The sequence below is a fragment of the Micromonospora sp. NPDC004336 genome (assembly GCF_053602615.1).
This window is the reverse complement of sequence record NZ_JBSGDY010000032.1, coordinates 15,112-29,491: the sequence shown is the minus strand read 5'-3', so window position 1 is coordinate 29,491 and position 14,380 is coordinate 15,112. Positions and strand designations below refer to the sequence as shown.

The window sequence follows — 14,380 nt, the reverse complement described above, 5'->3', positions numbered from 1 at the left end:
CGTGACCGGCGTCAGGAGGCCACGACGCGCGCCCGGATCGCCATCGCCTCCACATGAACCGGCCACCGCGGCCACCGCAGGCCCTCGACCCGGACAGGCCCGTACGACGACCAGGAGGACGCCCGGTGCCCAAGACCAGACGCGAGCGGGAACAGGAGCGTCTGCACCGGCGGCTGGAGATCCTCCGGCTTCCCGTCGCGCCGCTGCGCCACGCCGGCCACCTGGCGCCGGATCGGACCGACCGGCAGTGGGAGCGGGTACCCGAGGCGGTCGGTGTAGGCCCGGACAACGATGCCGTCGCCGTCTGGGCCAGCCGCGAGCAACCCCGACGGCTTCTGATCACCGTGCACGACGGTCGTGGGCGGCCCGTCCGGTCCGTGCCGCTCGACGGCTGCGTCCGACCCACGTTCGTGCAGCTCCTGCCCGGTGAACGCGTCCTGCTCGTCCGTGCCCGCAACCGGGGCGGCGCCAACGCCGAGGTGTGGACCGCCGACGGGCGTCGCGCGCACCGGGGCGACCTCGGCGACGCGATCGCGCACGTGTCGACCACCCCTGCCGGCGCCATCTGGGTCGGCTACTTCGACGAGGCCATGGGCGGCAGCGGTCCCCAGACACACGGCCTCGCCCGCTTCACCGCGGACCTCGACCCGGACTGGCTCTACCCACAGGAACCCGCAGTGCCGGACATCTTCGACTGCTACGCCCTCAACGTGGCCGACGAGACGGCCTGGACCTGTGCGTACACCGAGTTCCACCTCGTCTCCGTCAGCGGCGACACGCCGGCCGACCACGGCCCGGCGCCCCACCGCGGCGCGCACGCCCTGGTGACCGACGGTGTCACGGGCGCTCTGATCGGCGGCTACGGACCCGAGTACGACCTGGTCGTCCCGTTCCAGATCGACCGCGCGGCGGTGACGGCCGCCGGTGCGCCGGCCCGACTCGTACTGCCCGACGGCATGGAGCTGCGCGACGCTCGCATCTTCTGCCGCGGCCCCGAGCTCCACGTCATCGTCGGGACCACCTGGTACCGCACCGACCTGGGGCTGCTGGCGTCAGTCACGTGAGCGTGGCGAGGCAACCGAGGCTTGCGCGTCCGCCGCTCAGCCCTCTTGCCGGAACCCATCGACAAGCGTAGGAAGTAGACCACGCTCTACCCGCCGCCGCCGGACCACCGCCCCGTCTCCGAGGTGATACGCGTGACCACATGCAAACGGCTCCGCCTCGCCGTGTCCGCGCTGATCACGGCAGGCGCCGTCCTGCTCGGCGCGGCCGCCGCCGCGGCACCGCCCGCGGCCCACCCGTCGGCCAGCGGCGGCGCCTGCGACCCGATCGACCCGACGGCCTGCCTGCTGCCGTTCCCGAACGACTTCTTCACCGTGCCCGACCGGACCAGCGCGACCGGCAAGCGGGTGCGGTTCGCGGCCTCCGCGATGCCCGCCAACGTGACGGGGACGCCGATCGACCCGACGGAGTGGAACCGGCAGGACGGGTTCAGTCCCGGCTCGCCGATCCTGGTGCGGGTGCCCGGCCTCGACGCCGCCGCGACCGGGATCGCGCCGGTCACCGACATCGGCCGCTCGCTGGCTCCGGAAGCACCGATCGTGCTGCTCGACGCCCGCACCGGCAGGCGTACGCCGTACTGGGCGGAGCTCGACGCGCGCGCGACCGGTGAGCCGGACCGGCAGTTGCTGATCATCCGACCGGCGGTGGCGCTGACCGAGGGCACCCGGTACGTCGTCGGCCTGCGCGGCATGCGCGACGGCGGCAGGGCGCTGATCCCGGCGCCGAGGGCGTTCACGTCGTACGTGACCGGCGCCGGCCTCGACCGCCGGGACCGCCGCGTCCCGCAGATGAAGCGGATCCTCGCCGACCTGAGCCGGGCCGGCGTCAAGCGGCACAGCCTCTATCTCGCCTGGGACTTCACGGTGGCCAGCCGGCAGGGCCTGACCGGGCGGACGCTGGCGATCCGCGACGGCGCGTTCGCCGCCCTCGGCCGGGCCGCACCGTCGTTCACCGTCACCCAGGTGACCGACTACCCGCCGGAGCAGGAGCCGCTGATCGCCCGGCAGGTGACCGGCACCGTCGCCGTGCCGTCCTACCTGACCGGCGACGGCCTGCCCGGCTCCCGGCTGCACTACGGCCCGCCCGGCGGCGGCGGGACACCACCGACGCCGGACGCCCTTCCCACGCCGTCGGGCGCGACGGTGGCGGCGGACTTCGTCTGCAACATCCCGCGCAGCGCCTCCGCCGCGCGGCCGGCGCACCTCTCGCTCTACGGCCACGGCCTGCTCGGCAGGCCGACCGAGATCAACGCCGGCAACGTCAAGGCGATGTCGCACACGTACGACTTCACCTTCTGCGCGACGAGCTGGATCGGCATGGCCGCCGGCGACCTCTCCTACGTGGCCGGCGCCTTCACCGACCTGCGCGCCTTCCCGGCGGTGGTCGACCGGTTGCAGCAGAGCTACCTGAACTTCCTCTTCCTGGGCCGCACGATGATCCACCCGGGCGGGTTCGCCGCCCATCCGGCGTTCCGCGACGCCGCCGGACGGCCCCTGATCGACGTGGCCGGCGGGCTGCACTACGACGGCAACAGCCAGGGCGGCATCAACGGTGGCGCGGTCACCGCCATCGCCCAGGACTGGACCCGGTCGGTGCTGGGCGTGCCGGCGATGAACTACTCCACGCTGCTGCAACGAAGCGTGGCCTTCGCCCCGTTCCAGGCCACCCTGGACCGCTGGTACCGGGACAGGGCCGACCAGCAGCTCATCCTCGCGCTGCTGCAGATGCTGTGGGACCGCTCCGAGGCCAACGGGTACGCCCGGCACATGACCGACCGGCCGTTGCCGGGCACCCCGGCCCACCAGGTGCTGATGCATGTGGCCTTCGGCGACCAGCAGGTTTCCCCCGCCGCGGCGGAGGTCCAGGCACGTACCATCGGCGCCCGCCTGCACACCCCCGCCCTCGCCGACGGCTGGTCACCGGACGTGCGGCCGTACTGGGGCATCGCGCCGATCCGCAGGTACCCGTACACCGGTTCGGCGATGGTGGTCTGGAACAGCGGGGCGGCGTACGCGCCACCGCCGACGAACCTTCCCCCGGCCGGGCCGGAGTACGGGGTGGACTCGCACGAGTTCCCGCGCGCCCAGGCCGCGGCCCAGAGACAGAAGGCGGTCTTCCTGCTCACCGGGAAGGTCATCGACGCCTGCGGGCGGGCGCCCTGCCCGTGACGCGGTGACCGGCCGCACCGCGGGCGCGCGCCCGGGTCGGCCCGGGCCCGGCGCTCGCGGGTCGTCGCGGCCACCACCGGGCGCGCGCACCGCCGACGACACGCTTCGCGGAGGAGGAGAAGCAGGTCGTCGACGGCGCGCGGGGGAAGCGGCGGGTCGGGTTGACCCCTGCCCGCCGGTCGGCTGCCCCGTCGGGACGGGGCAGCCGCTGCGGGTGCCGGTGGGCCCGACCCGTTCCGACGCGACGGGAGGTGCGGCGTCGCTACGGGTCTAGTAGCACTTGACGCCGCTGGCGCGGCTCGTCACGTACCATTCGTGCTGCCCGTATCCGGTCCGCATGGTGTAGCAGTTCTTCTTCGGCCACTTCCAGTGGCAGGCCACCCAGCTCTTGTCGCCGGAGGTCTTCGTGCGGTTGTTCTGGCAGATGTACGTGTTGCCGCCGCCGGTCCACTGCCCCAGCTTGAAATAGCCGTTGGCCTTGTCGTTGCGCACGTAGATCGTGCGCCGGTCGAACCGGATGCACATGGTCGCGTTGTATCCCGACGGGAAGTAGCACTGCATGTTGCTGGCGGTCGCACCGGACCAGACCGTGGATTTCGAAACGTTCGTGCCGTTCTTCCAGTACAGCGACCCGGCCGACGCCGGGGATGCGGCCACTGTTGCGGAAGCCACCGCCAACACGGTTCCCAACAGGGCCGAGATGGCCACCGAGCGGAGACGTCTCACAGCCTCTCCCTTCACGGGTATCGTTCCGGCAGCGAGCCGGAACGGCAGGTCAACGGCCTCCGGCCCGTCCACATGCCACTGTCCTTACCGGACCGGAGATCCGTGTGCGGTCGATTCTGGCAGACGTGTTTCGAAGTAAGGCGATGCTCGGGGCAACTTGAGGGAATCTTGAGTCTGCCTGTCGGGATGCGTCTCTCATGCGTTCCCGCGATGCTCGCCGGCACGCGCCAACGAGCACCGCGGGGTCGAAAACGCAGTTCTCCGACTGCCTGTGTTCACGGCGTCCGGCGCCCACGTCGGCATTGACAGAGAATGCCTGGCGCTGACGTTACCCTTGGCAGTTCACGTGGGGTCATCGACTGTCAGGTCGCCCGGATTCACGGCGGGCCGGCGGAGACGGGGAGAGCGCGGACCGCTCTCGTGCGTGGCAACTCAGGCCACGAGTAGGCGGAGGCCGAGTTCCGCCGTGTCGAGGGCGAGGAGGTCGCGGTTGCGCTCGGCCCACCGGCCTGAGGAGAGGTCTTCGCGGAGTGCGTCGACCGCCCGCCGTTCCGCCTGTGGCCCGACCCTGGTCCACACCGAGACCGCGCGGCGTACGTGCTCGTCCAGGTATGCCTCCGGCCGGCGCCAGTACGCCTCGAAGAAGCCGTCGGCGCAGTCCCACGGGACGAGCACCGGCTCCGCGCGCCCTCCGATCGCGCGGGTCAGCTCGGCCAGGGACGGCCAGCCGACCAGGAGTTGGGCGAACTCGGGCAGGTAGTCGCGGGTGAGCCAGAACCGCTGACGCCAGCGGGTGTCGTCGGCGTCGTACGTGAACACCACCACGCGCCGGGCCACCCGCCGCATCTCCCGCAGCCCGGCGACCGGGTCCGGCCAGTGATGGACCGTGCTGACCGCCATCGCGGCGTCGAACGACTGGTCCTCGAACGGCAGATTCTCCGCGGCGGCGGCCACGCACGGCGCCGCGCCCACGGGACGCTGCGCCCGCATGACCGCCGACGGTTCCACCGCCGTGACGTCGCGGTCGGGTGGCTCGTAGGAGCCGGTGCCGGCCCCCACGTTGAGCACCGTTCGCGCGTCGCCCAGCGCCTCCCAGATGCGCGCGGCGATCCGTGGCTCGGTGCGCCGGGTCGCCGGGTAGGCGGATCCGATCGCGTCGTACAGTTGTGCGCCGAACACTCTCAGTTGCTCCTCCGGGGTCGTCCTGATTCCCATTGCCCGTGCCTCCAACTCCCTGTCAATGGCCGTCACCATGGCGGCGGCGCGGTCGCGTTGGTCCAGCAGCAGGCCGCGCAGCCGGCACAGGTGCGCGACCGCGTCGGTGCCGGGATCGTCGACCAGATCGGCGATCTCCCGCAGCCCGAAGCCGAGCCGTCGGTAGGCGAGCACCTCGCGGAGCCGCTCCACGTTGCCGGGGGAGTAGGCCCGGTGCCCGGCAGCGGTCCGCGCGGACGGCACCAGGAGGCCGATCTCGTCGTAGTGGTGCAGTGTGCGGACGCTGACGCCGGTCAACTCCGCCACGCGCCCCACGGTCAGGTGCTCTTCCACGCCACGAACTATGTGCCATGACGCCGCGTGAGGAGCAAGCGTTTCACCGCCGGCCCGGGTCTCCGCCCGTCGACGCGTTCCGAGGCGCGGCGCTCAGCGCGCGTCTTCGCCCACCCCCAGGAGCGGCAGGCCCGCCGCGTACCGTCGAAGAAAGCCGGCGGTCGGGGTGTCCGCCGCCGCGATGGTGTCCGGGGTGCCCTCCGCGACGACCGCGCCCCCGTCGGGACCGGCTCCCGGGCCCAGGTCGATCACCCAGTCGGCGGACGCGGCGACGGGGATGTCGTGTTCGGCCACGACGACGGTGTTGCCCGAGTCGAGCAACACGTCGAGCGCGTCCACCACACGCTGGATGTCGGACGGATGCAGGCCCGAGACGGGCTCGTCGAGTACGACCAGGCCGGCCCTGCGGCTCGTGGCGCCGCGCTGGATCGCGGACGCCAGCTTCAGCCGCTGCGCCTCGCCGCCGGACAACTCCGTGGCGCTCTGACCGAGCCGGAGATAGCCGAGCCCCACCCGGTTCAGGGCTCCGAGGATCTCCGCGAGCTGCCGAGGCTCGGCAAACCGCTCGACGGCCTCGGCGACGGTCAGCTCCAACACCTGGTCGATGGTCAACCCCTGGTACCTGATCTCCAGGGCCGCCGGCCTGTAGCGTCGGCCCCCGCACGCGTCGCAGACCACCCACACGTCCGGCAGGAAGTGCATGTCGACCAGCTTGCGGCCGTACCCGGTGCAGGTCTCGCAGCGACCGCCGCCCTCGGTGTTGAAGCTGAACCAGGACGCGTCCACACCCGCCGCGCGTGCGGCCTCGGTCCCGGCGAACAGCTTGCGGACCACGTCGAACGCCTTGCTGTAGGTGGCGGGGTTGGACCGCGGTGTCCGTCCGAGCGGCTCCTGGTCGACGACGGCGACCCAACCGAACGTCTCGGCGCCGGTCACCTTCCGCACCGTGTCGGTCGCCCTCCCGGTCAGGGCGGCCTCCACGCTCGACGCGAGCGCACCGAGCAGGCTGCTCTTGCCGCTGCCGCTCACCCCGGTCAGGCAGGTGAGCCGGTCGGCGGGAAGACGCACCAGGTCCGCGACCACGTTCTGCGCGCTCAGGCCGTGCAGTTCGACCCAGTCGGTGCCGGCTCCGACCGGGCGGCGGGTCCGGCGCAGCCGCGGCCCGTGACCGGCCAGGTAGCGTCCGGTCAGCGACGTCGGGTGGGCGGTCACGTCGGCGGGGGGACCCGACACGAGGACCTCGCCGCCGAGGCGGCCCGCGCCGGGCCCCATGTCGATCACCCAGTCGGCGCGGGCGATCAGCTCGGGGTCGTGCTCGACGAGGAGCACCGTGTTGCCGGCCTCGCGCAGCTGCAGGGCGATGTCGAGCAGGTGTGCCTTGTCCGCCGGGTGCAGCCCGGTTCCCGGCTCGTCGAGCACGAAGACGATGCCGCTCAGCTCGGTGCTGAGCTGCGCGGCGAGCCGCGTCCGCTGCAGCTCGCCCCCGGACAGCGTCGCCGCGCTCCGGGACAGTTGGAGATGGGCCAGGCCGAGCCGGTCGAGAATGCCGAGCCGGCGCCCCAGGTCCTGCAGCAGCGGCTCACCCACCTCGCGTTGCCGGGCGTCCAGATCGCCCGCCACGCGCTGCGCCCAGCTGCGCACCTCGCGGACCTCCACGGCGAGCAGGTCGGGGTATGTCAGCCCGCCGAGCCGCACGGACCGGGCCACCTCGTGATAGCCGCTGCCGCCGCAGGTGCCGCAGGGCTGCTTGCGCATGTATGCCAGGTAGCGCTGCTTGGCGCTGGGCGTCCGGGCGTTGGTGAACACCCGCTCCACCTCGGCGAGCGCGCCCCGCAGCGGCTGGCTCGAGGTGTAGGTCATCGTGGCCGTCTCGTTCCTGTTCGGGATCTCGATGCTCGCCTCGACGATCTCGTCGCCCGTGCCGTGGAGCACGCAGTGCCGGAACTCCTCGGGCAGCGACTGCCACGGCCGGCTGAGGTCCACGCCCCGCTTCTCGGCGAGCGCCGGCACGAACGCGTGCTCACCGGACCGCCACTTCGCGTACCAGGGTGAGGCGCCCTCGAACAGCGGAAGCTCGGGGTGGGTGATGACGAGGTCCTCCTGCGCCTGCCAGCGCCCGCCCACCCCGTGGCAGTCCGCACAGCTCCCTTCCGGGGTGTTGCGGTCGAAGTGGGCGGTCGTCAGTGGCCCGTCGCCGCTTGCCGCCGCCCGGCCCGCGCCGATCCGCGGGAGGCGCGAGTACAGCAGCCCCAGGTGCCCGTCGATGCCGGTGATCGTCGCGACCGTGGAGCGGGGGTTGCGGTTCAGGCGGCGCTGGTCGACCGCGAGGGTCGCGCCGAGTCCCGTCACACGGTCGACCTTCGGCCGGTTCCGCTGGGTGATGTACTGCCGTACGAACGGCGAGAGGCCTTCCAGATATCGCAGCTGGGCCTCGTTGTGCAGGGTGTCGACAGCCAGCGAGGTCTTGCCGCTGCCGCTCACCCCGGTGAAGGCCACGAGCTGCCCCCTGGGGATGCTGACCGACACGTCCCGCAGGTTGTTGGTGCGGGCACCCACCACGTCGATGGTCCCGTGCCCCGTGCTCGCGGCGTCTGGTGTCTCGCGCATGAGGATCCTTGTCTCGGTATGGCCGGGCGACGGCGTACGCCCGCCACGGACGCGGCCCGGCGCGGACCTCATGCTTCGCCACAAACATGACACCCTGTGTCGGATTTGAAAGAACGCGCTTCGGCTGAAGCGCCCGCACTCTGCTCCGGCCGGCGCTCGACGCGAAACTGGACGCCCGCCGCGCCGGGTCCGCCGTCGACGCAACGGCCGGCCGGACGCCCGACGAAAGGGGGCGTGGCCGGCTCGGCTGCTTACCGCCGCCGGCGTCTCGGTGTGGCGGCCACGGCGGCGAGGTCTGGCAGGATGGCGGCATGACGAGCGAGAAGCAGGCGAAGGCCAGCCACCGCGGCATACCCAGCAACAACGAGTTCCGTGACTTCATCGCTTCCGGCTGGGCCACGCCCGACCGGGAGCCGACGCCCCGCGCCGAGGTGGCCGACCACGCCGAGCGCCGCCGGACCGTCCTGTCGCGACGCTTCCCCGGCGAGCGGCTCGTCATCCCCGCCGGCGGCCTCAAGGTGCGCAGCAACGACACCGACTACGCGTTCCGCCCGCACACCGCCTTCGCCCACCTGTCCGGCCTCGGCGCGCACGCCGATCCGGACAGCGTCCTGGTGCTCGACCCGGAGCCGGGTGGCGGGCACCGTGCCGTTCTCTACTTCCGCCCGCTGGCCCCGCGCGACAGCGAGGAGTTCTACGCCGACTCGCGTCACGGCGAGTTCTGGGTCGGCCCCCGCCCGACCGTCGCCGACCGGGAGTCGGAGTTGGGCATCACCGCCCGCCACCTCGACTCGCTCGCCGACGACCTGGCCAAGGACGCGCCCGCCGCCCGGATGCGGGTGGTCCGCGCGGCCGACCCGAAGCTGGCCGACCTGGTCGACTCGGTTCGCGCGCAGGCGGGCGCGGCCGGCTCCGCGCAGCAGCGCGCGGAGGCGGACGAGGAGTTGGCCCGCCACCTGTCCGCGATGCGGTTGGTCAAGGACGAGTGGGAGATCGAGGAGATGCGCAAGGCCGTCGCCGCCACTCACCGGGGCTTCGACGCCGTCGTCGCCTCGCTGCCCGAGGCGGTCCGCAGGGGGCGCGGGGAGCGCTGGGTCGAGGGGGTCTTCGGTCTGTACTCCCGCCACGAGGGCAACGGCGTCGGCTACGAGTCCGTCTGCGCCTCCGGGGATCACGCCAACACCATCCACTGGACGAGGAACACCGGCGAGGTCCGCGCGGGTGACCTGATCCTGGTCGACTGCGGGATCGAGCTCGACTCCCTGTTCACCGCCGACATCACTCGTACCCTGCCGGTCTCCGGCCGCTTCACCGACGTGCAGCGCCGGATCTACGACGCGGTGTACGAGGCGCAGCAGGCCGGCCTGGCCGCGGTGCGGCCGGGCAACAGGTTCAGCGACATCCACGCCGCGGCGGACGCGGTGATCGCCCGGACCCTGCACGAGTGGGGACTGCTGCCCGGGGGAGTCACCGTCGAGCAGACGCTGGACCGGGAGCGCGGGGGCTGGCACCGCCGCTGGATGGTCCACGGCACCTCCCACCACCTGGGCATGGATGTGCACGACTGCCAACTGCTGCTGCGCGAGGACTACATGAACGTCGTGCTGGAGCCCGGCATGATCCTCACCGTCGAGCCGGGGCTCTACTTCAAGGCCGACGACCTGCTGGTGCCGGAGGAGTTCCGGGGCATCGGCGTGCGTATCGAGGACGACGTCCTGGTGACCGCGGACGGCTGCGAGAACCTGTCCGCCGCGATGCCGCGCACCTCGCACGAGGTGGAGGAGTGGATCAAGCGGGTGTGGGCGGACGCCTGAGGATGCCGCGACGATCACCGAGGGGCGGTCGGCGAACCGCGGCCGCTGCTCGGCTGTCGAAGACCCCTCACCTGGCGTCCTGCCAGGCGCGTGCCGCCGGCGGTGAGGGCTCGGCCACGGGTGCGGGATCCTGGCGGCGCGGCAGCAGCAGCGGGCTGGCCAGGATCAGCAGCCCCGCGACCGTGATGGCCGCGCGCGGGCTGGTGGCGGCGGCGAGCAGCCCGCCGAGCGCACTGAGGACGGCGATGGCCGCGCTGCTGCTGATCGACCACGCCGACAGGGTGCGGGCGACGCGGTCCTCGGGGGTGTGTTCAAGCCGGTAGGTGGCCAGGACCGGGTTGTACAGGCTCATGCTGATGATGATCGCCAGCTCGACGACGATCACCGTGGCGAGGCCCGCGAGGCCCGGCTGTACGAAGGCGAGGCCGATCAGCCAGACCGCGCGCAGCGTGCCGACGGCACGGAGGGTCCGGTGTTGGCCGTACCGGGCCACGACGCGGCGGGCGAGGCGTGCGCCGACGAGCCCGCCGAGGCAGGGAGCGGCGAAGGCCAGGCCATACTGCCAGGGCGGGAACCCGAGCTCGCGGAGCAGGAGCACGGCCAGCAGCGGCTCGGTGGCCATGATCAGTCCGCTGACGAGCAACTGGTTGAGGTAGAGCGCCCGCAGGCCCGGATGGGTCAGCAGATGCCGCCAGCCCTTCAGCAGGTCGTCGGCCCGGATCCGGCGCCTGCCGGTGCGAGGCGGGGGCGCTTCCCGCCCGCGGATGGCCGCGATGCCCAGCGCGGAGAGCAGGTAGCTGAGCGCGTCGGCCACCACCGTGACGACCGGCCCGAACAGGCCGATCGCCGCGCCGCCCAGGGGCGGCCCGACGGCGATGGAGCTCCACGTCGTCGACTCGAACCGCGCGTTGGCCACGAGCAGGTCACCCGGCCGGACGAGGGCCTTGAGGTAGGCGCCGCTCGCGGCGTTGAAGGCGATCTTGGATGTGGCGACCGTGACGGACACAACCAGCAGTTGGGCGAAGCTGAGCAGGCTGAGGGCGTAGGCGACCGGGACGGTCAGCATGGCCGCGAACCGGGCCAGGTCCGTCGCGATCATCACCGGCCGCTTGCGGTGGAACTCCACCCGGGGCGCGAGCGGCAACGCGAGCAGCGCGCCCACCGCCGGCCCCACCGCGGAGAGCGCGGACACCTGGGCGGGGCTGGCATCCAACACCAGCACGGCGATCAGCGGCAGCGCGCCGAAGCCCAGCCCGGAGCCGTAGGCGCTGACCGCGTAGGACGCCCACAACCATCCGAACTGCCGGCCCAGGGATCGTCTGGCCACCACGCCGCGCACCTCCGCCTCGAACAGCCGCCGTTGCCGCCGGGACCCAGCCGAGCGGGCCGGGACCGGCTGTGATCGAAGCAGTGCGGGCGACGACGGATCAAACAATCGACGCGACGGCGAGCCACAACCCGGCGTTGTGTCCGGGTAGGATCCGGCCGGTGGACCTCAACGCCGTCCGTACCTTCGTCGCGGTGGTGGACGCCGGCCAGTTCCAGGACGCCGCCGTCGCGCTGTCGGTCACCCAGCAGGCCGTGTCCAAGCGGATCGCCGCGCTGGAGAAGGATCTCCAGGTACGGCTGTTCACCCGCACGGCCCGCGGAGCCCAGCTCACCATCGACGGCCAGGCGTTCCTGCCCCACGCCCGGGAACTCCTGCGGGTGGCCGAGCGCGCGGACGCCTCCGTACGCCCCGGTCGTCGCGCCCTCCGCGTCGACGTGCACAGCCGGCGGACCGCGCCGTCCGTGCTCCTGCAGGACTTCCACCGCACGCAGCCACGAATCGAGCTGGACGTCGTGACCCTCGACGCCGACGTCCACGCCGCGACCGCCGCCGTCGAGGCGGGGACGGTCGACGCCACCTTCCACGCCGTACCCGTCCCCGCGCACGAGCTGCCGGGTGCGATTAGGACCGCCCGCGTGATCGACGAGCACCACGAGATCCTCGTGGGGCCACGCCACGCGCTCGCCAACGCCCGCGTCGTCACGCCCGCACAACTCGCCGGCCACCCCGTCTGGATGCCCGGCATGGCCCCCGGCACCGAATGGGCCAGCTACTACGACGAACTCGCCGCCGCGCTCGGCCTCACCATCGACAGGGTCGGGCCGGCCTTCGGGAACGAGGCGCTGCTGGCCGAGATCGCCGACTCCGCGGAGCTCGCGACGCTGGTCGGCGAACGCACGCGATACCTGTGGCCGGACAGGTACGACCTGCGGCGCATCCCGGTGCGCGACCCGGCGCCGGTCTACCCGATATCGCTGATCTGGCGCGACGACAACCCGCATCCCGCGCTCGGCAGGCTCCGCGACCACCTCGGCGCGAGGCGGCGGACGGACGCATCCGACGAGGAGGTGTGGCTGCCGACGTGGGGACAGCGCTCGGCCCCGGCGTCGTAGGAGCGACGGGCCCACCGCCCGCGCGTCATCCCCTACGGCGACCGGTAGGGCCGGACCGGGCGGTGACGCGGCGCCCGCGCCCGCGTCACCGCGGGCCCTCGTCGGCGCAGCAGCCGTCCGTCGTCGACCTGGCGGTCAGGCGGACGCGGGATCGCGAGCCGGGGCGTCCCGGATCGCGAGCGCGGCCTGGACCAGCGCGGCGTGGGTCAGCGTCTGGGGGTAGTTGCCGAGGTGGGCGCCGGTCGCGGGGTCCAGCTCTTCCGGATAGAGGCCGAGTGGGCTGGCATGGCCGAGCAGGGTCTCGAACAGCTCGACGGCCTCGCGGCGGCGCCCGGTGCGGGCGAGGGCCTGGACGAGCCAGAACGAGCACGGCAGGAACGCGCCCTCGACGCCGGGAAAGCCGTCCCGTCCCGGCGGGTAGCGGTAGAGCAGGGGGCCGCCGGCGGAGAGCCTGTCCCGGATGGCGTCGATGGTGCCCCGCACGCGAGGCGAGTCGACGCTGTCCATGCCCAGCAGCGGCAGGACGAGCAGGGCCGCGTCGAGGTCCGGGGAGCCGTAGTGGCGGACATAGCTGTTGGTCGTCGGGTCGAAGCCGTGCTCCCGGACCTGCGCGGCGATGGCATCCTGCGCCTTCCGCCAGCGGCGACGTTGCCGATCCGGCAGCGGGTGGGTGTCGGCGATGCGCAGGGCTCGATCCAGGGCGAGCCAACCCATGAGCTTGGAATGCACGTGTTGGGCGGGTTCGCGGACCTCCCAGATGCCGGCGTCGGGCTCCTGCCATCGCCGGGCGACCACGTCGGCGAAGCCGCGCACCGCACGCCATGTCTCGGAGTAGAGGCGGTGTCCGGTCTGGGCGAACGCCCACGCCGCGTCGATCACCCAGCCGTAGCCGTCGAGCTGGTGTTGCCCGGCGGCGCCGTTGCCGATCCGTACCGGACGGCTGGCGAGGTAGCCGGGCCAGCCCGGCAGCTCCCGTTCCCGGGGTACGGCGCGGCCGTGGAGGGTGAGCAGGGCCGGCAGGCGTGGCCGCTGGAGCCGGCTGGCGTGCAGCAGCCAGGCGAGGAAACCGTGGGCTTCGGCCGCCTTGCCGACGCTGAGGAAGGCGCTGACGCCGATGCTGGCGTCCCGGGGCCAGACGTAGCGGTAGTCCCAGTTCCGTACGCCGCCGGGATCCTCGGGCAGGGACGTCGTGGGTGCGGCCACCGGGGCCTGCGAGGGCGAGTAGGTCAGCAGCCGCAGGGTCAGCAGGCTTCGTACGACGTGCTCCCGGAAGGGCAGCGACGCGTCGATCCCGGCAGTCCAGGCCCGCCATCGGCTCTCGTCCTCGAGGAGCAGTTCCCAGGCTGCCGCCGGTTCGACGTGGATCATCGGTTCGCGGTGGGCCACGGCCAGCGCGAGGGTGACCGGTCGTCCGGGGCTGACCGTGATCGAGGCGGGTCGGCCCGGCTCGACGGTGAGGTCGGGGGCGGTGGCCAGCGACACCGCGAGCGACCCCCAGTCGCAGAACAGGGCCTGACGCCGGCGGTGGACCCGGGGGCGGCGGTGCCGTACGCCGAGGCGTGGGTCGAACTCGACGACCGCCTCCACCGGCGCCCCTTCGGCCGACAGCCGGCGGACCATCAGCGTCGTGGGCAGCAGGCGGCCGCTGACCTCGGCCACCATGGCCTCGGTGAGGGCGAGGCGGCCGTCGCCCACCGCCCAGGTCGTCGTCAGGGTGGCCGTGTGCCGCCGGTAGCGCCGCTCGACGACCGTGGCCGGTCCGGCCGGGCCGAGCCGGAAGGTTCCCGCGTCCGGGCCCCCGACCAGCCGGCCGAACACGGGCTCCCCGTCGAAGCGGGGCAGGCAGAGCCAGTCGATCCCGCCGTCGGCGGCGACCAGGGCGGCGGTGCGGGTGTCGCTCAGCAGCCCGTAGTCGCTGATGGGCGACGGGGGCCGGGGGTGGGTCGCGTCGGGTCCGCCGGTCATGGGGATGGCTTCCTCAGGATTGGGGATCGCTTGCTGGCTTCGCGCGCC

The 14,380-nt window shown here is 72.9% G+C and carries 9 protein-coding genes; 4 read left to right on the top strand and 5 right to left on the bottom strand.

From position 1 onward, the window contains the following. The first annotated feature begins 125 nt into the window (after nt 1-125). Both ACWENR_RS09960 and ACWENR_RS09955 read left to right on the top strand, forming a co-directional pair. Nucleotides 126-1,064, top strand: coding sequence for a hypothetical protein (locus ACWENR_RS09960; protein ID WP_452276653.1), 939 nt, complete (start codon nt 126-128; stop codon nt 1,062-1,064). A 132-nt stretch (nt 1,065-1,196) separates the two neighbouring features. After that, nucleotides 1,197-3,230 carry a hypothetical protein gene (locus tag ACWENR_RS09955; protein ID WP_452276652.1) on the top strand — a complete coding sequence of 678 codons (2,034 nt, stop codon included), beginning with the start codon at nt 1,197-1,199 and terminating at the stop codon, nt 3,228-3,230. A gap of 270 nt (nt 3,231-3,500) precedes the next feature. On the opposite strand, the gene ACWENR_RS09950 is transcribed toward ACWENR_RS09955, so the two are convergent. From ACWENR_RS09950 to ACWENR_RS09940, 3 genes are all read right to left on the bottom strand, one after another. Beyond that, nucleotides 3,501-3,755 (bottom strand): hypothetical protein, encoded by a 255-nt coding sequence (locus ACWENR_RS09950; protein ID WP_452276651.1) that lies wholly within the window; start codon nt 3,753-3,755, stop codon nt 3,501-3,503. Nucleotides 3,756-4,388: 633 nt separating this feature from the next. Beyond that, nucleotides 4,389-5,504, bottom strand: a complete 1,116-nt coding sequence (locus ACWENR_RS09945; RefSeq protein WP_452276650.1) for a MerR family transcriptional regulator — start codon at nt 5,502-5,504, stop codon at nt 4,389-4,391. A gap of 93 nt (nt 5,505-5,597) precedes the next feature. Next, nucleotides 5,598-8,111 (bottom strand): excinuclease ABC subunit UvrA, encoded by a 2,514-nt coding sequence (locus tag ACWENR_RS09940; RefSeq protein WP_452276649.1) that lies wholly within the window; start codon nt 8,109-8,111, stop codon nt 5,598-5,600. 311 nt (nt 8,112-8,422) lie between these two features. On the opposite strand from ACWENR_RS09940, the gene ACWENR_RS09935 reads away from it, so the two are divergent. Then, a complete protein-coding gene (locus ACWENR_RS09935; protein WP_452276648.1) occupies nt 8,423-9,925 on the top strand; it encodes an aminopeptidase P family protein in 1,503 nt (500 codons plus the stop codon). 67 nt (nt 9,926-9,992) lie between these two features. Here the strand turns inward: ACWENR_RS09935 and ACWENR_RS09930 are convergent, their stop codons facing one another. Further along, on the bottom strand, nt 9,993-11,255 hold the full coding sequence (locus ACWENR_RS09930) for an MFS transporter (protein WP_452276647.1): 1,263 nt from the start codon (nt 11,253-11,255) through the stop codon (nt 9,993-9,995). Between the two features lie 158 nt (nt 11,256-11,413). Between ACWENR_RS09930 and ACWENR_RS09925 the strand changes: the two genes are divergently transcribed. Beyond that, the gene (locus ACWENR_RS09925) at nt 11,414-12,367 is read left to right on the top strand and encodes a LysR family transcriptional regulator (RefSeq protein ID WP_452276646.1); all 954 of its coding nucleotides are present in this window, start codon (nt 11,414-11,416) and stop codon (nt 12,365-12,367) included. Between the two features lie 135 nt (nt 12,368-12,502). On the opposite strand, the gene ACWENR_RS09920 is transcribed toward ACWENR_RS09925, so the two are convergent. Further along, on the bottom strand, nt 12,503-14,332 hold the full coding sequence (locus ACWENR_RS09920) for a glycoside hydrolase family 15 protein (RefSeq protein ID WP_452276645.1): 1,830 nt from the start codon (nt 14,330-14,332) through the stop codon (nt 12,503-12,505). Nucleotides 14,333-14,380 lie beyond the last annotated feature (48 nt).